Source organism: Ningiella ruwaisensis, assembly GCF_004798935.1.
Lineage (GTDB): Bacteria > Pseudomonadota > Gammaproteobacteria > Enterobacterales > Alteromonadaceae > Glaciecola > Glaciecola ruwaisensis.
This window is the reverse complement of sequence record NZ_RAHT01000003.1, coordinates 455361-477307: the sequence shown is the minus strand read 5'-3', so window position 1 is coordinate 477307 and position 21947 is coordinate 455361. Positions and strand designations below refer to the sequence as shown.

The 21947-nt window shown below is 42.4% G+C and carries 23 protein-coding genes; 8 read left to right on the top strand and 15 right to left on the bottom strand.

Translation table 11 applies throughout. The features are described from left to right. Window positions 1–5: 5 nt before the first annotated feature. From D6V41_RS08480 to D6V41_RS08465, 4 genes are all read right to left on the bottom strand, one after another. Window positions 6–884, bottom strand: coding sequence for an NAD(P)-dependent oxidoreductase (locus tag D6V41_RS08480; RefSeq protein WP_136251033.1), 879 nt, complete (start codon window positions 882–884; stop codon window positions 6–8). A 388-nt stretch (window positions 885–1272) separates the two neighbouring features. Continuing rightward, the gene (locus D6V41_RS08475; protein WP_241664481.1) at window positions 1273–2253 is read right to left on the bottom strand and encodes a DUF4097 family beta strand repeat-containing protein; all 981 of its coding nucleotides are present in this window, start codon (window positions 2251–2253) and stop codon (window positions 1273–1275) included. Window positions 2254–2263: 10 nt separating this feature from the next. After that, a complete protein-coding gene (locus D6V41_RS08470) occupies window positions 2264–2791 on the bottom strand; it encodes a hypothetical protein (RefSeq protein ID WP_136251032.1) in 528 nt (175 codons plus the stop codon). After that, window positions 2784–3368, bottom strand: coding sequence for an RNA polymerase sigma factor (locus D6V41_RS08465; protein WP_241664480.1), 585 nt, complete (start codon window positions 3366–3368; stop codon window positions 2784–2786). Before D6V41_RS08465 ends, D6V41_RS08470 begins: the two co-directional genes overlap by 8 nt. 209 nt (window positions 3369–3577) lie before the next feature. On the opposite strand from D6V41_RS08465, the gene D6V41_RS08460 reads away from it, so the two are divergent. Beyond that, entirely contained in the window at window positions 3578–4219 is a 642-nt protein-coding gene (locus D6V41_RS08460) for an MOSC domain-containing protein (protein WP_136251030.1), read from the top strand. A gap of 20 nt (window positions 4220–4239) precedes the next feature. On the opposite strand, the gene D6V41_RS08455 is transcribed toward D6V41_RS08460, so the two are convergent. From D6V41_RS08455 to rpsF, 6 genes are all read right to left on the bottom strand, one after another. Further along, complete coding sequence (locus tag D6V41_RS08455; RefSeq protein ID WP_168710989.1) at window positions 4240–5958, bottom strand: putative bifunctional diguanylate cyclase/phosphodiesterase; 1719 nt, start codon at window positions 5956–5958, stop codon at window positions 4240–4242. A 149-nt stretch (window positions 5959–6107) separates the two neighbouring features. Continuing rightward, window positions 6108–7637 carry a sensor histidine kinase gene (locus D6V41_RS08450; RefSeq protein ID WP_136251028.1) on the bottom strand — a complete coding sequence of 510 codons (1530 nt, stop codon included), beginning with the start codon at window positions 7635–7637 and terminating at the stop codon, window positions 6108–6110. A gap of 167 nt (window positions 7638–7804) precedes the next feature. After that, a complete protein-coding gene (locus D6V41_RS08445; RefSeq protein ID WP_136251027.1) occupies window positions 7805–8989 on the bottom strand; it encodes an acetyl-CoA C-acyltransferase in 1185 nt (394 codons plus the stop codon). A gap of 287 nt (window positions 8990–9276) precedes the next feature. Continuing rightward, a complete protein-coding gene (rplI, locus tag D6V41_RS08440; protein ID WP_136251026.1) occupies window positions 9277–9729 on the bottom strand; it encodes a 50S ribosomal protein L9 in 453 nt (150 codons plus the stop codon). Between the two features lie 26 nt (window positions 9730–9755). Beyond that, window positions 9756–9983 (bottom strand): 30S ribosomal protein S18, encoded by a 228-nt coding sequence (gene rpsR, locus D6V41_RS08435; protein ID WP_136251025.1) that lies wholly within the window; start codon window positions 9981–9983, stop codon window positions 9756–9758. Then, window positions 9983–10375 carry a 30S ribosomal protein S6 gene (gene rpsF / locus D6V41_RS08430; RefSeq protein WP_136251024.1) on the bottom strand — a complete coding sequence of 131 codons (393 nt, stop codon included), beginning with the start codon at window positions 10373–10375 and terminating at the stop codon, window positions 9983–9985. The genes rpsR and rpsF overlap by 1 nt, the downstream gene beginning before the upstream one ends. A gap of 291 nt (window positions 10376–10666) precedes the next feature. Here rpsF and D6V41_RS08425 point away from each other — a divergent pair, with 291 nt between their 5' ends. Both D6V41_RS08425 and D6V41_RS08420 read left to right on the top strand, forming a co-directional pair. After that, on the top strand, window positions 10667–11656 hold the full coding sequence (locus D6V41_RS08425; protein ID WP_206663247.1) for a hypothetical protein: 990 nt from the start codon (window positions 10667–10669) through the stop codon (window positions 11654–11656). A 9-nt stretch (window positions 11657–11665) separates the two neighbouring features. After that, on the top strand, window positions 11666–12661 hold the full coding sequence (locus D6V41_RS08420) for a hypothetical protein (protein WP_136251022.1): 996 nt from the start codon (window positions 11666–11668) through the stop codon (window positions 12659–12661). A 41-nt stretch (window positions 12662–12702) separates the two neighbouring features. Here D6V41_RS08420 and D6V41_RS08415 read toward each other — a convergent pair whose 3' ends face one another. Genes D6V41_RS08415 through D6V41_RS08405 form a run of 3 tightly spaced genes read right to left on the bottom strand, consistent with a single transcriptional unit; the run spans window position 12703 to window position 15357 of the window. After that, a complete protein-coding gene (locus D6V41_RS08415) occupies window positions 12703–13881 on the bottom strand; it encodes a hypothetical protein (protein ID WP_136251021.1) in 1179 nt (392 codons plus the stop codon). A gap of 19 nt (window positions 13882–13900) precedes the next feature. Next, window positions 13901–14368, bottom strand: coding sequence for an NfeD family protein (locus D6V41_RS08410; RefSeq protein ID WP_136251020.1), 468 nt, complete (start codon window positions 14366–14368; stop codon window positions 13901–13903). A 44-nt stretch (window positions 14369–14412) separates the two neighbouring features. Further along, window positions 14413–15357 carry an SPFH domain-containing protein gene (locus D6V41_RS08405; RefSeq protein WP_136251019.1) on the bottom strand — a complete coding sequence of 315 codons (945 nt, stop codon included), beginning with the start codon at window positions 15355–15357 and terminating at the stop codon, window positions 14413–14415. Window positions 15358–15526: 169 nt separating this feature from the next. Here D6V41_RS08405 and D6V41_RS08400 point away from each other — a divergent pair, with 169 nt between their 5' ends. Together D6V41_RS08400 and D6V41_RS08395 are read left to right on the top strand one after the other, a co-directional pair. Beyond that, a complete protein-coding gene (locus D6V41_RS08400) occupies window positions 15527–16012 on the top strand; it encodes a cupin domain-containing protein (protein ID WP_241664479.1) in 486 nt (161 codons plus the stop codon). Window positions 16013–16164: 152 nt separating this feature from the next. Continuing rightward, entirely contained in the window at window positions 16165–16518 is a 354-nt protein-coding gene (locus tag D6V41_RS08395) for a DUF4870 family protein (RefSeq protein ID WP_136251017.1), read from the top strand. Between the two features lie 74 nt (window positions 16519–16592). Here D6V41_RS08395 and D6V41_RS18450 read toward each other — a convergent pair whose 3' ends face one another. Then, window positions 16593–17678, bottom strand: a complete 1086-nt coding sequence (locus tag D6V41_RS18450) for a methyl-accepting chemotaxis protein (RefSeq protein ID WP_136251016.1) — start codon at window positions 17676–17678, stop codon at window positions 16593–16595. A 150-nt stretch (window positions 17679–17828) separates the two neighbouring features. Here D6V41_RS18450 and D6V41_RS08385 point away from each other — a divergent pair, with 150 nt between their 5' ends. Next, complete coding sequence (locus D6V41_RS08385) at window positions 17829–19139, top strand: Xaa-Pro dipeptidase (protein WP_421907744.1); 1311 nt, start codon at window positions 17829–17831, stop codon at window positions 19137–19139. Here the strand turns inward: D6V41_RS08385 and D6V41_RS08380 are convergent. Further along, window positions 19136–19816, bottom strand: coding sequence for a CIA30 family protein (locus tag D6V41_RS08380; RefSeq protein WP_241664478.1), 681 nt, complete (start codon window positions 19814–19816; stop codon window positions 19136–19138). The two genes, D6V41_RS08385 and D6V41_RS08380, sit on opposite strands and share 4 nt — an antisense overlap. Window positions 19817–19929: 113 nt before the next feature. Here D6V41_RS08380 and D6V41_RS08375 point away from each other — a divergent pair, with 113 nt between their 5' ends. Further along, window positions 19930–20700 carry an ABC transporter ATP-binding protein gene (locus tag D6V41_RS08375; protein ID WP_136251015.1) on the top strand — a complete coding sequence of 257 codons (771 nt, stop codon included), beginning with the start codon at window positions 19930–19932 and terminating at the stop codon, window positions 20698–20700. After that, window positions 20697–21941 (top strand): ABC transporter permease, encoded by a 1245-nt coding sequence (locus D6V41_RS08370; protein ID WP_136251014.1) that lies wholly within the window; start codon window positions 20697–20699, stop codon window positions 21939–21941. Before D6V41_RS08375 ends, D6V41_RS08370 begins: the two co-directional genes overlap by 4 nt. Window positions 21942–21947 lie beyond the last annotated feature (6 nt).

Sequence of the window (21947 nt, the reverse complement as noted above, 5' to 3'; positions counted from 1 at the left end):
AACGCTTACTTTTCTAATTTGCGATAATAATCAAAGATTTCTGGTACGTTGCCACTGCCCATACCGGCATCGAAAGCGGCTTGCAAGTTGGCCGAAGAGCCTTCTGCTATTTTTGACTCGGTGCCTAAATCTTGCACCATTTGCAGAAAATAAGCCAAATCCTTATTGGCATTTGCAATGGAAAAGCCAAGGTCACTTACATTGTCTACTGCATAGTTTTTGCAAAAGTGCATGAACGGAGAGTTAGAAGGTCCTGTAGACATTATGTCGAAAAGTTGCTGACGGTCTACGCCTGCTTTTTCAGCTACTGCGAAAGCTTGTGACATCGCACAAACGGTTGTCATACCCATAAAATTATTGATGAGCTTGGTCGTATGACCCGCACCGAGTTCCCCTAAATAGAAGACGTTTTCACCCTGCTCTTCTAGTACGGGTTTTACTTTATTGAACGTCTCTTTTTCGCCTGCCGCCATAATATTCAGTAAACCATCTTTAGCATGGGCGGGCGTGCGTCCGAGTGGAGCGTCAATCATGCCAACGCCTTTTTTGGCTAAATCAGCGCCGATTTTGCGTGTTGATGCAGGCACAGAAGTTCCAAAATCAATAACAACTGAGCCTTCCTTTATCCCAGCCAAAATGCCGTCTTCAGAATACATTACTTTTTCTACAATGGCCGAGGTGGTCAGACATAGCATCACGATATCAACTGATTCGGCGAGCGCCTTTGCTGATTCTGCTGCTTTTGCTCCTCTCGCTGTGCAAGCTGCTACGGCGTCTTTGTTCAGGTCTAGGACTACAAGCGAGTAGCCCTTTTTCTGGAGGTTTTCGACCATATTACTTCCCATGAGCCCAAGGCCGATAAAACCAATCGTCGGTTTTGACATGTCAATCTCCTAAATCACTGTCACATAATTGTGTGTAGGTTCGCCCAGCAAAAACTAGCAAACGCTTGTTCGAGGTAATAACAACACAGTATTATCAGCTGTCCAATTTGTTAACCAATTATTTATTTTTGGAAAATTAATTGTTAAACAAATATACAGAGTAGTAGTGAAAGCTTAATGCTATGGTAAGTCGACAATAGTACTCTTATCAGCTTGCAAGCACTGGTTTGAAAGCGCTCAGCTAGTAGTAGAGTTGCCGCTTAAGTTGATGTTCTTTCTGATGAACGACTATCGAAATTTTGCTAAAAAAATAGACATTTGGTTTGACCAGATGTCTATTTTAGGTAAGTACGAACGAGTTTTCTATTAACTGTTTGATTAAATTATATCACTGCCGCTTTAATTGAACACTGCCGTTGACGGTATTGATATCCACTGTAGCGTTTGGATTACCAGTAGTAAAAGACAGCCATTTTCGAGGTCCGTATTCTGCCTTTTGAGGCTCATCGGCTGTTAAATCGTTTCGAATACTTCCGCCTGCATGCACTTCGATATCAAACTTTGCTTCAACGTCAGAGGGCAGAGCTAGGCGAATTCTGCCGCCTACTGATTCCGCTTTTACAACCGCTCCAGAGAGTAAATCCATACTGATGAGAATATCACCGTTTACCGTTTCGGCGTCGACAAAACGCACTTGTTTGAGATTAAAGTCAATACTGCCATTTACCGTTTCTACTGATACATCTTTGGCGCTTGACGTTAGCTTCAGGTCACCGTTAACCGCCTCTAGTTGCACTTCTTCATCACCTTCATGCATAACCTCAACATCGCCATTTACCGTCTCAATATCCAGGGTTCCAGATACCTGCTTGGCATCAATATCGCCATTAACGGTTTCCAGCTTTATCGCGCCGCGTAAATTATTAGCATCAATATCCCCATTGACCAACTCGGCTGACACGCTACCGTTTATGTTTTGTATTTGAAGACTGGCGTTTGTCGCATCATATTCAACACGGCTGTTTATGGGCACGTAAATAGTCAGATCATCCCCATCGATATTGCCGTCATTGTTCCAAAACCAGCCATCGTTTCGTTCGACTTCGACATTGAGCTCAATGGATGCTCCTTTTCGTCTGAAAATAAATTCTTTGGTGTCGTCGCCTAACTCACCTTCTACTTTTACCTGATTTTGCTCCCATCCAACAATCTTTGCTTTACCTGACATATGTTCGATTTCGACAATGCCATCAGGCTCTGCGTCGAGGCTCTGATTGACGGTTTGTCCAGCTAATGCTGCCAAACTAAGCGCCAATAGTAGTGTCAGGGTCATAATTTTGGTAAACACATTCATATGAGATCTATTCATCTTTGTACTCCTAAATTTGTTGCCATTGTGGCGCATGAACACGCTCAATGAGGGAAAGTTGTTGTGCATAAACATTCTTTAGCATGCGCAGCAAGGCCGGGTTATTTGGGGATGTCTCCAAAGCCTTAATAATTACTTTTTCTGCTTCTTCTAAATCGCTTAGCTGTTGCCGCCAATTATCTGTAAGTGCGGGAGCCTTTTCATAACTTATCAGTAACGACTGCTTCTGCTGTTCGTGAGACTGGCTCAAATTCGCAACTAACTCTCTACCTTGAACACCTGTGCCCGTTCCAAATTGGCTTACCGCAAAACTTATGTACGCAACAACTGCGACTGTGCAAATCGAAGCAGCTAAAGCAGTCCACGTCTGCCAATGCGTTCGCTTATCTGATGCCTCCTCGGTTTCAGATTTTTCGATTTGCGTGCCAGAAACAATTGCCAGCTCTATCCCGGTCCACAAATCGCGCTGCGGCAATCGTTCTTTAGGTGATTCAGCGATCAGCCTGTCTAGCTTGTCTGATGTATCTTGCTTATTCATTCACCCACTCCTCCAACATGCCCCTTGCACGATGAAACTGCACCTTACTTGTATTTGCTGATATATTTAACATCTTAGCCACCTGCTCATGGCGATATCCTTCCAGAGCATGAAGCACAAAAACATGCCGCATTCGCAATGGCAGCTTCATGATTAATGCCTGTAAATCGTCTGCATCAAAATTGCCAGCATCGCTCTTATCCATCGATGTGCCATTTTGATCATCTACTATCGAGAACATTTTTTGCCACCAGCCTTTTTGCTTTCGGATATACGAAATACATACATTACTTGCCACAGCATGCAACCAGGTAGAAAATTTACTTTTGCCATCAAAGCTGTCGAGTTTTTGCCATAATTGAACAAAGACTTCCTGCGTTGCATCTTCTGCCTGCGATTTATCTGCGCAAAGCCTTAAACACAGTCCATACACTAGTGCGATATGTCGTTCATAAATTTGTTTAAAAGCTTGGACATCACCGGCTTTAGCCTGCTCTATCCAAGAGGCTATTTGCAATGATTCGTCATTACTCGATTGCTTTCTCAATTGTTCTGAGCATGCATTATTTGAAGCCAACCTGAGTGTCCTTGTCATGCTTTGCTTGCTATTGTTGATGCCATTGTACCTTTTGTCGAAGATTTGGGCTTTAAGGTTTACATGAGTGTTCAAAATGGATAAAAAACTTGATTTTCATCAGCTAAGTTTGCTTTTGAGCGCGTTTGTATTTGCTTAATCGATTTGACTTCACTAGCATACAAACGCTTATCACCATAATGAGATTTTGCATGGAAGTCACTGGATTATTTGCAGGAAAACCGCAGCCTTTTGGTCCTCGTAAGGCACCTAGCTCCATTATAAAGCAGGCCTTTGATTCGCTTAGCATAGAAATCGATGGTGCTATAGAAGATGAGCAGGGCAACAAGAAATTACACGGCGGCCCTGAAATGGCAGTTCATCAGTATGCACAAGCAAGCTATTTGTTACTTCAACAAGCCTTTCCTGAAGCGGCTCCACTGATGCAATTTGGTAGTATCGGCGAGAATATCTCTGCGCCTGCAATGAATGAAAGCAATGTCTGCATTGGCGATGTATATCAAATGGGCAGCGTTGTATTACAGGTAAGTTCTCCAAGAGCGCCTTGTGCCAAAATAAATCATCGTTACAAGCTCAATAAAGTTGATCATTTTGTCTTACAAGAGGGGATCACTGGCTGGTATTATCGCGTCTTGGAACCGGGAATTTTAAATATCGGCGATGTCATTAAACTAAAAGAACGAAATGAGCGTCCTGTAAGCGTTCGTGATGTAATGTTCATGACAAAAGCCCCCGACGGCCTAAGGTATTCTCAGGCACAAATTGAGCAGGCAGTTCAGTCCGATGGGCTTGCGCCCGAATGGCAAGAAAAACTAAAGCGCAAATTGCGCTAACTTTTTTGTTTAATGGCCGTTTACGCTGTTTCTAACCACTGAGACTCAATCTGTTGAGCCGCGGCAGGGCGCGCAAAAAAGTAACCCTGCCCATGGTCGATATTTAAGGCCTGACAGAGTTTATAGTGGTCTTCATTTTCGATACCTTCTGCCACCACTGTCATATTTAAACGTTTAAGCATGTTGGCAAGCGCCTCGAATATCGCCAAACGTTTTTCTTCGCTTTCATCCATTTTAAATAGGGATTTGTCGAGTTTAACTATATTGATTGGATAGTTAATTAAATGTGAGATTGACGAGTAACCCACGCCAAAGTCATCTAAGGATATTTGAAATCCATAACTTGATAGGGTTTCGATGGAATGCTTGATTGCTTTTTGCTGCTCAAATAAGGCAGTCTCTGTTATCTCAAGTACAATGCTTTCTGGTTTAACATGATAATATTCTGCACGCTCAATAATGTAGTGAGTAGCGCGCTCACTCTGTAGCTGGATAGGAGAAATATTGATCGCGATAAACTGCTCAATGCCCGTTGTTTTTTGCCACAGTGCGATCTGTTGAATGGCTTTGTCGATAACCCATTCGCCAATAGCATGAATATCGTTATTCTTTTCTGCCACAGGAATAAACTCATCAGGGACAAACGCGTCCTGCATTTCAGGCCAACGGATAAGTGCTTCATAGCCAATTTGCTTACCGTTTGCCAAATTCACCACCGGCTGGAAATGCATGCTAAAACTCGCTTCTTGCAGGTGTTTTTTTAAACCAACCTGAATGTCATATTGGCGACTGAATTCTTTGTGCATCATTTCATCATACACACGAATTTGCCCTTTGCCTGCGCGCTTAGCCGCATACATAGCGACATCGGCAAATTTCACCAATTGATCTTTATTTTTTGCGTGCAGTGGATACATTGCCGCCCCAACACTGGCATTACACGAAAGTTGATTCTCATTTATTTGTATAGGTTGATGCAGCGCCTGATGAATTCGAGCGGCAACCTGAGCCACCTGCTCTGCGCTTTTTATACCGGTTAAAATGATTGCAAATTCGTCTCCGCCCAAGCGAGCAAAGCCTTCGTGTCGTCGTAACAAATGTTTTATGCGTGTAGAAAACTCAATTAACAGTCTGTCCCCTGCATCGTGGCCTAAACTGTCGTTGATAAATTTAAAATTATCCAAATCCAGTAAAATTAGCGCCACATCCACATGGGATTGTGCATCATCCTGAATGAGCATAGACATTAGCTGAGAAAAATGATGACGATTCGACAATCCGGTGAGCGGATCTTTTTCAGCAATATGTTTTACATCCAAATAGTTTTGATGCAGCTTGTGTTCTAATTCAAAACGCTTTTGCGCATGCACAATCGCACGCTGTAAGTTAAGTTTTTGTAGTTCCGATTTTAGAATAAAATCCTGTGCACCGGCCTCCAGGCAAGCCACTGCAAGCTCGTCTGACTCTGAAGCGCTCATCATTACTATAGCGACGCTGCCTAAATCTGAGCGAGCTCGTAAATTACGCACCATCTCGATACCATTTCCGTGCGGCATTCGATAATCGAGTAAAATAACATCGAAGCTTTGCTGACGAAGTCTTTCTAGACCTTCGGCAACAGAAGTCGCTTCCACTACACTTGCATTGTGGGTATTCTCTGCAATCGTGCGACGGATGATTTTTCTGTCTGCATAATCATCATCAACAACAAGCACATCAAGTTGGCGTCTCATTTCCATGCTAGCTACTCTAATCAGATTCATACTGCTACATCTACCACTGTTGAATTTATCGCAAGCTTACAAATTTGTACCGTATAAAATACAAATACCGCGTAATTTATTATTGTTCTTATGCTTTATTCCCGTTCTTGACCTGCGTACTTGCCTTACTTATCTGACAATTGCGCAAGTACATCTCGTGCAACATTGGTATAAGGCCAGTTAACGACAAACTTTGTTCCTCTAGGGCGATTCTCTTCAACCTTTATATACCCACCATAATGCTCTACCAAGCGTTTTACAACACTTAATCCCATTCCTGAGCCCTCTACCTCATCGCGAGGCTTTAAGGTTTCAAATAAATCGAAGACACGTTTACGATCTTCTTCAGCAATGCCGGGGCCATTATCTATCACAGTTATGACATTAGCACGTTGATTGCGCCTGACTTTTATCTCGATTTTTGCGTTGCCTGAATCATGATGTTTTATTGCATTTGAAATTAGATTCAACAACACAACAGAAAATGGCACTTCAGGGACAAGCGCAGTTTGGTCGTCGCAGTTCAATACGAAGCCCATTGGTAAATCGAGCAAAGAAAGCAACTCCAGTACCTTTTCTTTTACATTGATTTCGCATGCCTCCTGATACTCTTTGCCAATTCGCGAGTAGGCAAGCAAGTCTTGCAAAAGCTGCTCCATGCGATTGGCACGGTTCATCACCAACTCCAGGTTCTCCAGACTATCTTGCGGCAATAGGCTTTTGCAATCCTCAATCACCCAAGATATAAGACGCTTGATGACATTTAACGGGGCTTTGAGATCGTGAGAGGCAACGTAGGCAAAATTATCCAGATCTTTATTTGAGCGCTTGAGATCGTTAATTATAATTTCACGATCGGTGACGTCTTTACTTACAACTAAAAAGCAGGTGCGTTCGTCGTTGATTTGAAGCCGCTGAACGAGCGTTTGAAGAATACTGTCTCTGCCATCTTCAACTTTAACGTGATCAACTCTGAGGTGCTCGCCAATTCGCCTGGCTTCTTTTTCAATGCTTGAGATGCTTTGCTGACTATGCGATTCAAAAAGCTCAGTGATTTTATGCTCTACAATGTCGCTGTATTTGTCATCAGGAAATCGGGATAAAACGGCTGCGTTAGCAAAAATGATTTTGCCTGTTTCGTCTTTTACATACATGTAATCTTTGTTTAAGCGCGCAACCTCTTTAAACATAGCTTCGCTTGCAGTGAGTGAGCGCAGGTGCCTGGTTTGCTGAACATGCTTGGACAGCATATGAGCCATATCTTTTAGCAAACTTATTTGTGTAGACTGACGCAAATTGTCAGCATCGTTTTTAGATTTAAATTCAAATCCAATAAATCCGACAATGTCGTCAGCGCTTTGATGCTGTTCATTGAATATAGGTAAAAGTGCAGTGGCAGGATTCATCCAAAAAATGCTGAGGATTTCTATTGATGGCGGACTTAAAGAACCTTTGTCTATATATTCAAGGTATGCAGCAAATAATGCATCAAAGCTTGTTTTTTTATTACTTTGTGGAGACCCATTTTTGTCATTAATTGTGTCGGTAGGTAAATATTGAAGTACCGAATTTGATCGCCAGCATAAAAACACATGAGGCGTGTTTGCAATATGGCTCGCTATACGAAGTACAGGTAAGGCATCTACGCTAAGCATGCACTTTCTTTTTGATTAAACGCTTTGTGGCAGAGCAAGACATATCAGGCTTTTAGACCAGTAAAATAAAGCAAAAGACACTTGATACTATGGTAAAGCGGCCTTTGTCTCAAGCGCCGCTTTACCAAGTGAGTAAAGTTTGAGCGAAAATGACTTAAAACTCGACTTTAGGCTACTTCGAATAAGCCCGCGGCTCCCATACCGCCACCCACACACATGGTAACTACCACATATTTCACTCCGCGACGTTTACCTTCTATCAGTGCGTGACCTGTCGTTCGAGCACCAGTCATCCCGTATGGATGTCCGATACTGATGGCACCTCCGTTCACATTGTAAATATCTGGGTCAATACCTAACTTATCTCTGCAGTAAAGCGCTTGGCAAGCAAAGGCCTCATTTAGCTCCCAGAGGCCAATGTCGTTGATTGACAGGCCATGTGCTTTAAGAAGTTTTGGAATAGCATATATGGGCCCAATACCCATTTCCTCTGGCGCATTACCGGCAACAGCCATGCCTCTATAGATGCCCAGCGCATCCAGGCCTCGCTGTTGCGCGAGTTTTGCATCCATCACAACACACGCTGATGCGCCATCAGACAGTTGAGAAGCGTTACCTGCTGTAATTACCCCACCATCAATCACTGGGTTCAACTTCTGCAAATCCTCTAATGTCGTTGAAGGGCGATTGCCTTCATCCTTATCAAGCGTTACTTCTTCATATGTGATTTCTTTCGTTTCTTTGTTAAATAGCGCTTTTGTAGCAGTAAGCGGCACAATCTCATCGTCAAATTTACCTTCTGTCTGTGCTTTAGCCGTTCGTTGCTGAGAACTTAAGGCATATTCATCCTGAGCTTCACGGCTAATTTTATAGGTTTTAGCAACATGCTCTGCGGTAAATAACATTGGCATGTAGGCGTGTTTCTCATGGGCAATAACATTGTCATCCATACTCTGACTCGCCCATTCGAAATACTTTTGCTGGACCTCTGTGATATTGTCTTGCCCACCAGCGACCACTGTTTGCATACCATCTACAATGACTTGTTTAGCGGCAGTTGCTATTGCCATCAAACCTGACGAGCACTGCCTATCGATGGTTTGTCCGGAAACGGTATTTGGTAAACCTGCTGCAAGTGTTGCCAACCGGGCGATATTACCACCAGCACTACCTGCGTTAAGCACCGAACCTATGATGACATCGTCAATTTCTTCTGGCGATATCCTGGCTCTTTCAACTGCATGCTTAATTGCATGAGCAGTTAGAGTAGGCGACTTAATATTATTAAATGCGCCTTTGTATGCGCGACCTATAGGTGTTCTTGCAGTTGAAACAATGACGGCTTCTTTCATAGCTTTTACTCGTTTTAAAGTACTGTTTTATTCAATCATAGCGATATAAAAAGCATTTGCCATTTAAAAAAATGATAGAGGTTTATGAAGCGAGCTAATTAAAAAAACCGATACTCAATTTGCGCTTTGTAAGGAACTTGAAGTGGACAGAGTTCAGGGATACTTGTTAAGCAAGCCACTATCTCAAACTGATGCCGAGACACTACTTGTGAATGCGGTAAATTCGCAATAAACAAAAAGGCCGCAATGCATAGCAAAGCGGCCTTTTTGTATAGCTGGATGAGCGATTAAGCTTCAGCGATTATCTGAAGTTTAATTGCAGCCATTACGTCAGAGTGTACTTGCAAGTCAATTTCATACTCGCCCGTTTCACGAAGCGTACCAGTAGGAAGCTTCACCTCTGCTTTTGTGACTTCAACACCGGCATTAGTGATTGCATCAGCAATGTCACGAGTACCGATTGATCCAAAAAGTTTACCTTCGTCGCCGGCTGGAGCGGCAATAACGATGGTGTCTAAAGCGTTAAGTTTTTCAGCACGGGCTTCTGCATCGGCCAAATCTTTCGCTATTTTAGCTTCAAGCTCTGCGCGACGTGCTTCAAATTTTTCAACGTTAGCTTTAGTAGCAGGAACTGCCTTTCCTTGTGGGAATAAGAAGTTACGTGCATAACCTGATTTTACAGTGACTTGGTCACCCAAACCGCCTAAGTTGGCGATTTTGTCTAGTAGAATGATATCCATCTTTGCTACCTCTTAAATTGCCAAACTTACTTGTGTGAGTCAGTGTAAGGTAACAAGGCCAAGAAGCGAGCACGCTTAATTGCCGTTGATAGCTGACGCTGATATTTTGCGCTAGTTCCGGTAATACGGCTAGGCACGATTTTACCACTTTCAGTGATGTAGTTTTTAAGCAATGAGATATCTTTATAATCTATCTCAGTAACACCTTCTGCAGAAAAACGGCAGAACTTACGACGTCTGAAATAACGAGCCATTATTCTTCTCCCTCTTCTGATTCTGTGGCAGTTGATTGTGCTGGAGCAGGACGTTCTTTACGCTCTTCTCTTCGCTCTTCTTTTGCCATAGGTGATTGCTCAGTCACAGCAGACTTGGTGCGCATAATTAGATTGCGAAGCACGATGTCGTTGTAACGGAATGCTGTTTCAAGCTCTTCAACGGCTTCGCTAGTCGCTTCAGCGTTGATTAGCACATAATGAGCTTTGTGTAATTTTTCGATTGGGTAAGCCAATTGACGACGGCCCCAGTCTTCTAAACGATGGATTTGACCACCGTCTTGGGTAAGAATACCTTTGTATTTTTCAATCATACTAGGTACTTGTTCACTCTGATCAGGGTGAACCATAAATACGATTTCGTAATGACGCATTACTGCTCCCTACGGTTATAGTCTCGGATAGTGCAGTCGGCTATATGGAGACAAGGAACTTGGATGTTGACTGCAAGGGCGCGCATAATACAGATAAAGTATGTAAAGAGCAAGATTTATTGAGCACATATGTCATTATTGAAAATGCTACTCACAATGATCTGCATCTTAAATGAAGTTTTAAAACTGCCTTTAAAAGTTTTGTTAACGATTTGTAAATGGCTTACCTTTGCAACCTTGCTAAAATAGGCATTTCATGCAATAACTATCTAAAACCATAAAACTTTGAAAATGATGGGAAAATATCTGATTTATGTTTTCGCTTGTTTATACGCCATTTTCGGATGGACGCTAAATTTTCAACTTGGTTTTTTAAGCGAACAAAATATTGCGTCTGATATGGATGCGCGTGATGCAGGCGCAGCGCTTGTTTTGCCCGCCTTAACAGCGTTTTTAATTATGGGTAACCTTGCCATAAATAAAGTAGGAGCGAACGCACTCGCCCAGCTTAGCAGTGTAAATAAGACTTGGGACACAAAAAGGCTTAAAAGCCACTTCACTCACTTTTTAAATCTCAATACCATTCGATGTCTTAAGTTTGTCATAGTATTGGCTGTGGTTGCGGCGAGCACTTACCTTATTGCCAGCGGGGTTCTGTTTTACGAGTCGACCAATGATATGCGCGTTGTTTTGTTGCTGCAGGCAGTACCGCTCTGGACGTCGATTTTATTGATTCTGAATTCAATTTATAACGTGTATCGAGTACTTCGCAAAATTTTGCGATATCGCTTACGCTTGAGCTTATTTGAGGTGGAAAAACTCAGCCCGATAGGCCATTTTCTAATTACCGTATTTTTTATTTTTTGCGGAGCCTTGGCGATATACGCACTTAATATACTCTTCATCCCTTTGTCCACAATTGATATAGCCTTGATCACTGTGTTTTCGCTGATAATGCTTGCCGCTCTGATACTCCCTCTGAACACATTGCAGACAACACTGACTCAACAGAAGCAGGAAGCGCTACAGAATCTGAATTTGCAACTTCTTGAGCACATTGGTCAAAGTAATAAGGCAAAAACCAATAGACGATTAGTCGATGATCACAAGCGATTACAGTATGTGTCTGACCTCCTATTGGTACGAAAAGAACTTTCATCGCAGTCTTCCATGCCGGTATCACAATCAACAGTAATCAAGCTGATGGTGCTATTTTTCTTGCCGCTTTTATCTTGGGTAGGTGCAGGGGTTGTCAGTCAAATGTTAAAGATAATTGAGTAAATCGCAGCTATGGAACAGCAACATTTCTCTATCATCAGAATCAAATATCAAATAATTCTTGCGATTGTATATTATTTAACACTTTTGTCTCTTGCATACGGTTTCGGTGCATTCTCTATCGAAATGAATGAAGCAGGAATAAGAGTGCGCAATGCCGCACTGGCGATGCCACTGATGACAGTATTTGCTGTTGTGAGTGCCAATTTCTTGCGTCAAAAAAGCTTTGTTTCGCTCTCGCAGTTTTTAAACGCCACGAATGCTCAAAAATACACGCATGTTTTGTTGACAAATTTCTACATTAAAGTACGTCGATTAAAATGGATAAGTTTGTTAATTGGTTTCACCATCACCTTTTTCTATCTTTACACAGAAAATTTACTCGCACTTGACTTAGATCCACTCATCATGTTCATGAATATTTCTGCTATTCCATTTTGGGGAGGATGCTTTTACTTTTTGCTCAATCTTTTTTATATCACACGATATGTGGTTGCTAATTATTTAGATAAAGACACGTTGGATCTTTTCAGCATTAAGGATTTAAAGCCTATTTCCGATCTTGTTATATACAATACTGCGATGTGCGCATGTTTTATGGCGTTTACCCCAATGTTCTGGTTCCAAAAATCTGTGCCATTGCTCGACATTTTCCTTGTTGGCCTATTGTTTCTTTGCTTTGCTCTCTATCTTTTTTTACCGGTATTTAAAGTGCATCATGCTATTGCAACACAAAAAAAGCTTGCGTTAACGCGTATCAATGAGGCGATAAGTGAATTAATGACTGACGGTGTTGAGACCAAACACATGGAAATTTTTAAGCAACCCGAAGATATTCGTAACCTCGCATCGCTTATTAGCGCTAAACAGGAAATTTACGCGTCGTCTGAGTGGCCAATTGACCTTCCACAGGGAATAAAGGGCATCATCATAGCGATAAGCGTGCCGCTATCGTGGGCAGCAGGTGCTGTCGTTGAGGGGATTATCTCTAATTTTAATTTATTTTAGTTGCATAACGCTGCTGTTATTACACCAAAAAGCCGTTGTTTTTAAGATTCAGTGTCAGCAAGCCTCTCAAAGTTAGTGTAGCTTATAATTTTTCCATTTAAGGCATGTTGCAAAACCCTGTCAAAGTCATCGTTACTAAAATCTTTGGCAGCGTTAGATACAATTGTTTGGGCCTCGTTCAAGCGACCATTGTTGGCAAGTATTGTGACTAAATCTGCAACTTGTACCATGGAATACTTTTCAATCCCATCGCTTGCTTCTCCACGGGTATCCATCCGCATAGTAATCGACAAATAGTCTTTAAGTGCTCTTTCGTAATCAGGCTCTGGAGCAATGTAAAAGCCAAGTAACTCATATGCGCTTTCCCACATCAGCGCTTTTTTCAACGTTAAAAACGATTTAGTTGCTATGCTCAGCCTAGTTTCATGCAGGAGAATGAATAAATCAAGCGAGCGCTTGTGAAAATGAAGTCGTGAATTCAACTCCTCATAATCATCAATATGAAATCTTGCATAATCAGAAGATGCGAGCGTGTCGGCTTTAAGTTTTATCGCCGCGTAATGCATCAAAACTTTGGCATCAGGATAAACCTCTGCAACATCCTCCCACAGTCCGGTGATATAGGAATGACGAACGGCAGTCAAGTATTTATTCTTTAATAAAGCTTTATGATAAAACCATAGTAGCTTTGACAAAGCGAGTGGAATGTCACCATTTTCAAAGTCGCTTCTTGCGCTGTTTCGAACCGCTCGCTGGTCAAACGGCTCGTCGGGTTCCCACTCTGGCAGGGTGGCAAGAATTTCTTTGGCGCGATTTGCTTCTTCTATCCAGGCGCCTTGATTAAAAATAATTTTGCAAGGCGCTATTTCTTCAAATTCCTGGTTGTAGGACTGACATACTTCAATGGCAAGCTTTTCCGGCGTTGGTGAATCACTTCCTGCGTAGCTGATACCCCACGCGCCAGAGTTTGATTGTGCAAGAGCAAGCACACCACCTTGCTCACCCTTATTTGCCAGAAAGGATTCAAGCGCAACTTGTGTGATGATTTTGTCGGTAGTTTGCGGAGTAACATCAAATAGCTCATCGAGCGATTCGTATTGAATCGCGCCCTTGAGCATAAAGTCTTCATCAAATGGAGGAAATATGAAATGCCTGAACAAAGCATATAAAACGCCATAGGCAAATACACAAAATATACCCCAGCCGATAATTGGTTTCATGAATACCTTCCCTGTTTTCTTAGCTAGCTACCTCAACATGCAAAAGCCCTACTTCCGTATGCTTGACCCTCACTTTCGTACCTCGACTGATTTCACTGTCAGAAGATAAGCGCCAATTGATCCCAGAGTATTGATAACTGGGTAGTTGTGCCTGCGGCTTTGTGGGGTCGATATCATCAGGACAAATAAATACATGTCCGACAATATCGTTATCTGCTTGTTTAGTATCAACATGGTTTTGCAGTTTACGAAGCTTTTTCCAAAGCAGAGCTGCGAAAACTCCGGTAAATACCGCAATGGAACCAAGTGAAGCAAGCCATGTATCAGGCAGTATACCAAAATAAATTAAAGCGGCGGTGACAACGGTAGCAAGGCCAATAAAAAAGACGAAGAAGGTGCTAAAACCCAGCACCAAAATTTCGATAGCAAGTAAAACCAAACCGATAACTAATAGTGTTTCTGCATAATGTTCCGAAAACCACGTCATATGCGTACCTCCTATTTTGTTTTATCTTTTGCTTTATCTGAGCGTTACGCGTTTTTATGCGCTTGTAAAGCTTGAATAATGCTAGTTGCCTGCGCTACCACAGAGCCAGCTTCTGTGCTTGAATCAGGCAATAAAACTACAGAGCTTTCTTTAGCGATAGCTTGCTTCGCTTCAATCGCTTTTGTCGCAAGGTCTAGCTCAATGGCTTTCTGGCCTTCTTCTGTATTGGCTGCTTTACCGACTTTATGCAGGGCTTCTGCTTGCGCTTCAGCCACTGCAACGATTGCAGACGCTTCACCTTGAGCACGCAAAATTTGCTCTTCTTTATCCGCTTCTGCCGCAAGAACCACCGAGGCTTTTTCACCTTCAGCTCGGTTAATAGCGGCTTGGCGATCACCTTCTGATTCCAGAATCTGTGCCCGTTTAACACGTTCGGCTTTCATTTGCGCTTCCATTGCTTCCATCACAGAGCTTGGTGGAATGATGTCTTTGATTTCATAGCGCATAACCTGAATGCCCCATGGGCCAGAGGCAGTATTTATCGCGCTTACAATGTTGGTATTTAGGATGTCACGCTCTTCAAACGTTTTGTCCAACTCCATTTTTCCAAGTTCGGAGCGCATGGTCGTTTGTGCAAGCTGCGTCACCGCAAACACGTAGTCTTCAACACCATATGTAGCTTTGTAAGGGTCGAGTACTCTGAAATACAAAACACCATCGACGGAAAGCGAAATATTATCTTTTGTGATTGCGCTTTGCTCAGGCACATCAACCGCCTGCTCTTTTAATGAACGGTCAGCGGCTACTCTGTCGATAAAAGGTAAAATGAAATTAAGCCCGGCTTCTTTTGTGGACTGAAACTTACCAAAACGCTCAATAATAAAAGCCCGATTCTGCGGAACAAATTTTATAGAGGTTTTAAGCAAAACGATAATAAGTATGATGAGCGCAACTTCGGCGCGAAAGAGAATATCCAGTACAGCTTCCATGTTGATTCCTTATAACGGCTCGCTACATGCACAAATGGCGGCTTGTAGCATAAAAAAGGTTCGCGGTTATTTGACCGCTCAAAGAATATTACTTTGCTTAGTGCGCGAGCGCTAGCCTTTTTGTATGATTGCGGCTTTAGACGTTTCACTATCATTAGTAGGAATAACCTTGAGCGAAAAACGAATTCAACAAATTATCCGGCAGTTTAATATGCAGCCACACCCTGAAGGCGGCTACTTCTCAGAAGAATATCGCTCAGATAGCGAGCTTGTATCCCCCGTCAATCAGTTAGCAAGGGCTGCGGTGACGCATATTTATTTTTTACTTACACAAGGCCAGGTCAGTCGTTGGCACAAAGTATTACACGATGAAATATGGAACGTGTATGAGGGAGACCCGCTGCGCATTTTGACCTTATCAGGAAAAAGCATCACATCTCGCGTAATTGGCGAGCTCAATACCAAGCATCGAAGTGATTTTTTTGAAGTGATCCGCGGTGGCGACTATCAGGCTGCTGAAACTACCGGTCAATATACATTTTTAGGCTGTACTGTCGCTCCAGGTTTTGAGTTTAAAGACTTTTCGTACATTGAAGATAACAAAACCAAAGAACTTGTTATAAATCTCGGGGAAGATTACGCGCGCTTTTTATAATCGATAGTCTGACTGGCGCTCTAACTCGTCTGGTGCTTTTACAAGAAAGCGGACCTGAAAAAAATGGATTGGCAATTGACGACATATCTCTTAAGCTTATGATTTACATCTAACAATAAGCAATATCGCTACACACAAACAAGGAATGACTTATGAGCGACCCCGTTTTAGAACCCACAAGCAACGATACATCAACAGCAAAAATCGTTTATATTTTATATTTGGTCAGCATTGTAATAGGGATCACGAGCATTATTGGTGTGGTGATCGCCTACGTTAAAAAGAGCGAGAGTCCAGCTTGGCTGCAAACGCACTATCAATTTCAAATTCGGACTTTTTGGATAGGATTGCTATTTGGATTTATTGGTGTCCTTACCTCTTTCATTTTGATTGGATTTTTAATTCTCTTTTTTCTGGTGATTTGGCTCATTATCCGCTGTATTAAAGGCTTTCAATATCTCGAAAAGCAACAAGCTCATCCAAACCCAGGCTCCTGGATGTTTTAGTATATAATTGACTCTAAAAAAGAAAGCGGCTATGAATTAAAGCAGAGCCGCTTTTTTTACATGAACATAAGTGCCTAAAACGCGCTTAAACTATCCAGAATATTCATTACTTCTTCACTTGCGGATTCCATAGCATCCAGTGCTTTTAGGCAAGCCTGTTTATTTCCTTCTTTCTTGGCTTTTAGCGCTTCCAAACCCTTTTGATGTACAAGTTGATGGGGGCGTTCAAGATGTCTGAATGACTGACTCTTTGCAATTTCGCTTTGCGATTGCTGCGCATACCATTTACCCAAACGACAATTATGATGGTCGCTTAGCGCACTTTCCTCAACATGCTTAAGCCCACTAAGAGAGGCGTAAACATCTGACTTCCATACAATGTGGTCAAGTTTTACGGTTTGAATAAATGACAGCTTAGAAGACGAGGCAATGGTTGATGTCATTCCGTTGCACGACTTAACAATGTTTTGATAAAGCGAATTAAGCTTATTCACACTTTCCGCTAAACTTTGATTATTTCCGGAAATTTCATCTACCGAGCCAACGGCAGACTTAGTAGAGCTTAAGATGCTGTTCACCAATTCTGCCACTTCGTTAGCCGATTTGTTCGTTTCGGTAGCAAGGGTTCTTACTTCATCTGCTACCACGCTGAAACCTCTACCCGCATCGCCTGCTCGAGCTGCTTCAATGGCCGCGTTTAACGCTAAAAGGTTTGTTTGGTCAGAAATATTAGTGATGGTAGAAACAAAGGTATTAATACTATCAGCCGTTCCAGAAAGTCCGGTGATACTCGTTGCCATGCCACCCATTTTCACGCCCATGCGGTCCATGTCGCTAACAATTTCATTAAGCGCGCTTGAAGAGGTGTAGAATAATGCATTTACCTCTTCCACCGATTGCGTTTCTGCGTCTATTTTTTCGAATGAATGCAAGACAGTCTCGCGAATACCCTCTACCTGCCGCATAGAGCTAAGCGCACATGACAACAAGCCCTCTTCAAACTTCTCTGCCTTTTCACTTTGCAATGCACTAATTTCAGACTGCAATTGCGTTTTTTCAAGGTGCAAGCGCTCAACTTCTCCCTGTACTTTCGCTAGCGCATCCTCAAGCTGCGCTTTTTCAACAGACAGTTTTTTGTATTTTGAGGCAGGTACAAACATAAGTGGCGTTCCTAAATGTTTTATCAGTAAAATTACGTATAACTATTTTCCATCACTATCTATCGGCGCGACTTTAAAAAACTAAATCAGTTGTTTTTTAAAAGATGTTGTTTTAATTTGGGTCGCCATTAGAACTAACAAGAGACTGCCATGCCACTCGTATCTGCTTTTAACTTCGACAATATTTGTAGCCGAATGAGAATTTGGACAGTGCTTGCCCTACTTACACTCAGCACTGCATCAAATGCAAATTTATTCATCAAAGCGGATGCGCTAATAGATGTGGAATCAGGAAAGCGGATATCGCCAGCTTTTGTTGAAATTGAAAAAGATAAAGTCCTTGCCTTGCACGATGAACTACCTGAGCTACAAGATACTGATGAACTCATTGACCTGAGCGGACACACCTTATTGCCAGGGTTTATGGACATGCATGTGCATTTAACATCAGATGCCAAGGTGCATGGCTATAAACGCTTAAATCGCTCCCTTCCTCGCGTCACTTTAAGCGGTGTTGAACATGCTAAAGCAACCCTAATGGCCGGATTTACGACAGTCAGAAATGTGGGCGCTCCAGGTTTTGCCGATGTTGCATTGCGGGATGCGATAAACGATGGCGAATTAGTTGGACCGCGCATGTTCGTGGCGGGCAGGTCAATTGGTGTAACAGGCGGTCATTGCGACAACAATTTATTGCCACCGGAGTTTGAGGCGAAATCAGACGGTGTGGCAGATGGCCCCTGGGCAGTAAGAGCCAAAGTTCGAGAAAATATTAAGTACGGAGCCACGGTAATAAAATTTTGCGCTACTGGCGGCGTTTTGAGCAAAGGCACTAAAGTGGGTGTTCAGCAATACAGTTTTGAAGAGATGAAAGCATTAATTGATGAAGCTCACATGCGCGGATTAACCGTTGCCGCTCATGCCCATGGACTTGACGGTATTATTACTGCAATTAAAGCGGGCGTGGATTCAGTAGAACACGTTAGTTTTTTAAATGACGAAGCGATTAAGCTGGCAAAACAAAATGGTACCTACTTCTCTATGGATATCTATGTCACAGAGTACATATTAGGAGAAGGTGAAAAAGCGGGGATCCTGCAAGAAAGCCTGGACAAAGAGCGCACCGTGGGTAAGCAACAACGCGAAAATTTTCGTAAAGCTGTAGCCGCTGGCGTTAATATGGTGTTTGGCAGTGACGCGGGTGTCTATCCGCATGGTGACAACCCAAAACAATTTTCGCGTATGGTTGAATTTGGTATGAGCCCAGTTCAAGCCATTCAGTCCGCTACCATTACACCGGCTAAATTACTCAAGCAAGAAAGTACGCTTGGCAGTATAGCGCCGAATAAATACGCAGATATCGTTGCGGTTAAAGGTGACCCGCTCGAAGACATTACCCTGCTGGAAAATGTTGACTTTGTGATGAAAGCAGGTGCTGTTTATAAGCACGAAAATGACTAGTCATTTTGCGGATATTGCTCAATGCGCTTGATCAAAAGTAAAAAATCGCCGGGCGATTTATCCGCAAGCATAAAACCGAGTTGCTGGACTTCTGAAAATGCGAGGGCCGGCGCATTACTCACCACTCGTCCTCTGAATTGAGGCGTAAAATCCTGCGCTAAAAAACGATAAGTTTGCTCTTCACCCTTTTTAGTATCAAAGTTGGCGACATAGGCGACACCATCGGCGAATCGATTTGTTCGAAGTCGAAATTGATAAGTCCGTCCGTCGCCTTTTACGGTAATTACAAAAACCGCTTTATCTTGCCATGCAAGGGGTTCGTAAACTCTTCGAATTGATGCAAAACCACCATTGTTTTCAAGCGATAAATCCCCAGAAAAAGCCAAGCTGTTTTTCTCCAGCGCAATTGACGCAGAGGAGCGCCCGCCCATTACAGTGTCGTTAACAATAATCCAGTTATCAAGCTCATTGTTATCAACAAAATTAATTGTAAGTACAGATTCTTTCATTAAATGCATATCCTCAGAACTTGAAAGTTGATGATTTTGTGCAGAAGCATCGATAAAAGTATCGACTAAAGCGAAATTTATATTTTTTTGCCCTTTTGCATCACTGCAATAACTTGTCAAAAAAAGACTAATAAAAAACATCCAAAGTAAGGCTTTGTACATAATCATTCTCAATATCCAATCATGTGGTTTAATATGAGTATTCTGGATTATTGTTCACATTCATGTATTTTGAGTGCAACCTTGCTCGATAAAACCATAAAGTAAAAATAGACAAGCAAATGACATCAGATAAAGAAACACTTAAGGATCACTTGACACCTGCTATTGCATTTAAGGAGCTGCGCTTTTGCTATCCCAATCAAGAACATGACATCATCTCAATTGACCAGTGGGAAGTAGCACGAGGAGAGCAAGTGTTTTTATCAGGGCACTCGGGCTCCGGCAAAAGTACATTATTGAATCTTATTTGCGGTGCGCTGAGCCCAAACTCAGGTGAAATAAACTTACTCGATAAAAGATTTTCATCCCTTCCTTCCAGAGAACGAGACAAGTTCAGAGCAAAGCATATTGGTGTGGTGTTTCAACAGTTTAATTTGATTGAATACTTAAGCGTTGCCGAGAATGTAGAACTTGCTGCCTATTTTGGCAATACTTATGTTGGCGATACTTATTTTGGAAATAATGATACAAATGCAGATGGTGCAAATAATTTCAAAAGCAGGTTGCTCCAGATGTGCGAAGCCGTAAAACTGCCTCGCACTATCTTAAATCAAAGCGCTGGCAAGCTAAGTGTTGGTCAGCAGCAACGCGTCGCCATTATTCGTGCATTAATTAATGAACCAGAGATTATGATTGTTGATGAGCCAACATCAGCGCTTGATTCAAATGCTCGCGATGGCTTTATTAACTTACTTATGTCTTTGGCAGGTGAAATAAGAAGCACATTGTTGTTCGTCAGCCATGATGAAGGCCTTGCTCAGCATTTCTCTAAACATGTGAGTATTGAACAAATTAACAATGTAAAAGTGAAAGTGGAGCCGATGCAATGATTTTACGCTTGGCGCTAAAAAGTTTACAAAGCAGACGTACCTCCGTTTTATTAACCGTACTATCGATTATGGTCAGCGTTAGTCTCTTGATCAGCGTTGAGCATATTCGCACACAGGCAAAAGAAAGTTTTAACCGAACTATTTCTGACGTCGACATTATTGTTGGCGCTCGCACTGGGCAAATCAATTTATTACTGTACTCGGTTTTTCGCATTGGTAACCCAAGTAATAATATTTCCTGGGAAAGTTATGAAGCCATTACTGCTGCGAATAATGTTGCCTGGGCCGTTCCGCTATCACTGGGTGATTCGCATCAGGGATATCGAGTAGTGGGCACTACCGCTGAGTATTTTACTCGTTATAAATACGCAAACAAACAGGCGCTCAAATTTGCAAAGGGCGAAATATTTGCCTCACCGCTTGAGGCGGTGTTAGGAAGTGAAGTAGCTGAAAAGCTGGGATATACACTTGGGGATAATTTGGTTATTTCCCACGGCATTGGACACACCAGTTTTCACCATCATGAAGACTCTCCCTTTACCGTAGCAGGCATTCTTGAACCAACCGGCACGCCCGTCGATCAAACGGTGCATGTAAGTCTGGCCGGAATTGAAGCTATGCATATGAGCGAGGATGAACAAAAGACGATTCAGGCGCAGTTACAGCAAGGTCTGATGCCCGAACTTGAAATAAGCAGTGTGTCGGCGGTATTAGTTGGTTTAGATGCCAAGTTTCAATCGCTTTTTGTGCTTCGGCAAATTAATCAGTACGAAGGCGAACCGCTTACGGCTATTTTACCCGGTATGGCGCTTGCCGAAGTGTGGCAAATTGTTGGTAATGTAGAAAATATATTACGAGTAATATCGATATTAATTTTGATATCTTCATTATTGGGAATGGCCACAATGCTCCTGACCTCTATTCGAGAGCGACAACGAGAACTGGCTATTCTGCGAATTGTAGGTGCAAGTCCTGTAACAATTTTTCTGCTTATTCAGCTAGAGGCGCTCTCCATTTCGATTATTAGCAGTTTTGCCGCTTTATTTCTTGTATTTATCAGTTTGCTCATCGGCGCTTCCTGGCTTGGACAAAACTATGGCCTATTTATCGAGACGAACGTATTCACTACAGATTCGGCAATTTTTATTGCAATTGTGCTTGTTGCTACTGCCTTGATTGCCTGTATTCCTGCTATCAGTGCATATAAAAAAGCGCTGCAACAGGGCGTACAAAGCCGGTGATCTGAA

Excerpts from the sequence above, each read along its gene's own strand:
- D6V41_RS08480 (WP_136251033.1), bottom strand. The coding sequence starts at position 884 with ATGTCAAAACCGACGATTGGTTTTATCGGCCTTGGGCTCATGGGAAGT.
- D6V41_RS08475 (WP_241664481.1), bottom strand. The coding sequence starts at position 2,253 with ATGAATAGATCTCATATGAATGTGTTTACCAAAATTATGACCCTGACA.
- D6V41_RS08470 (WP_136251032.1), bottom strand. The coding sequence starts at position 2,791 with ATGAATAAGCAAGATACATCAGACAAGCTAGACAGGCTGATCGCTGAA.
- D6V41_RS08460 (WP_136251030.1), top strand. The coding sequence starts at position 3,578 with ATGGAAGTCACTGGATTATTTGCAGGAAAACCGCAGCCTTTTGGTCCT.
- D6V41_RS08455 (WP_168710989.1), bottom strand. The coding sequence starts at position 5,958 with ATGGAAATGAGACGCCAACTTGATGTGCTTGTTGTTGATGATGATTAT.
- D6V41_RS08450 (WP_136251028.1), bottom strand. The coding sequence starts at position 7,637 with ATGCTTAGCGTAGATGCCTTACCTGTACTTCGTATAGCGAGCCATATT.
- D6V41_RS08445 (WP_136251027.1), bottom strand. The coding sequence starts at position 8,989 with ATGAAAGAAGCCGTCATTGTTTCAACTGCAAGAACACCTATAGGTCGC.
- rplI (WP_136251026.1), bottom strand. The coding sequence starts at position 9,729 with ATGGATATCATTCTACTAGACAAAATCGCCAACTTAGGCGGTTTGGGT.
- rpsR (WP_136251025.1), bottom strand. The coding sequence starts at position 9,983 with ATGGCTCGTTATTTCAGACGTCGTAAGTTCTGCCGTTTTTCTGCAGAA.
- rpsF (WP_136251024.1), bottom strand. The coding sequence starts at position 10,375 with ATGCGTCATTACGAAATCGTATTTATGGTTCACCCTGATCAGAGTGAA.
- D6V41_RS08425 (WP_206663247.1), top strand. The coding sequence starts at position 10,667 with ATGATGGGAAAATATCTGATTTATGTTTTCGCTTGTTTATACGCCATT.
- D6V41_RS08420 (WP_136251022.1), top strand. The coding sequence starts at position 11,666 with ATGGAACAGCAACATTTCTCTATCATCAGAATCAAATATCAAATAATT.
- D6V41_RS08415 (WP_136251021.1), bottom strand. The coding sequence starts at position 13,881 with ATGAAACCAATTATCGGCTGGGGTATATTTTGTGTATTTGCCTATGGC.
- D6V41_RS08410 (WP_136251020.1), bottom strand. The coding sequence starts at position 14,368 with ATGACGTGGTTTTCGGAACATTATGCAGAAACACTATTAGTTATCGGT.
- D6V41_RS08405 (WP_136251019.1), bottom strand. The coding sequence starts at position 15,357 with ATGGAAGCTGTACTGGATATTCTCTTTCGCGCCGAAGTTGCGCTCATC.
- D6V41_RS08395 (WP_136251017.1), top strand. The coding sequence starts at position 16,165 with ATGAGCGACCCCGTTTTAGAACCCACAAGCAACGATACATCAACAGCA.
- D6V41_RS18450 (WP_136251016.1), bottom strand. The coding sequence starts at position 17,678 with ATGTTTGTACCTGCCTCAAAATACAAAAAACTGTCTGTTGAAAAAGCG.
- D6V41_RS08385 (WP_421907744.1), top strand. The coding sequence starts at position 17,829 with ATGCCACTCGTATCTGCTTTTAACTTCGACAATATTTGTAGCCGAATG.
- D6V41_RS08380 (WP_241664478.1), bottom strand. The coding sequence starts at position 19,816 with ATGATTATGTACAAAGCCTTACTTTGGATGTTTTTTATTAGTCTTTTT.
- D6V41_RS08375 (WP_136251015.1), top strand. The coding sequence starts at position 19,930 with ATGACATCAGATAAAGAAACACTTAAGGATCACTTGACACCTGCTATT.
- D6V41_RS08370 (WP_136251014.1), top strand. The coding sequence starts at position 20,697 with ATGATTTTACGCTTGGCGCTAAAAAGTTTACAAAGCAGACGTACCTCC.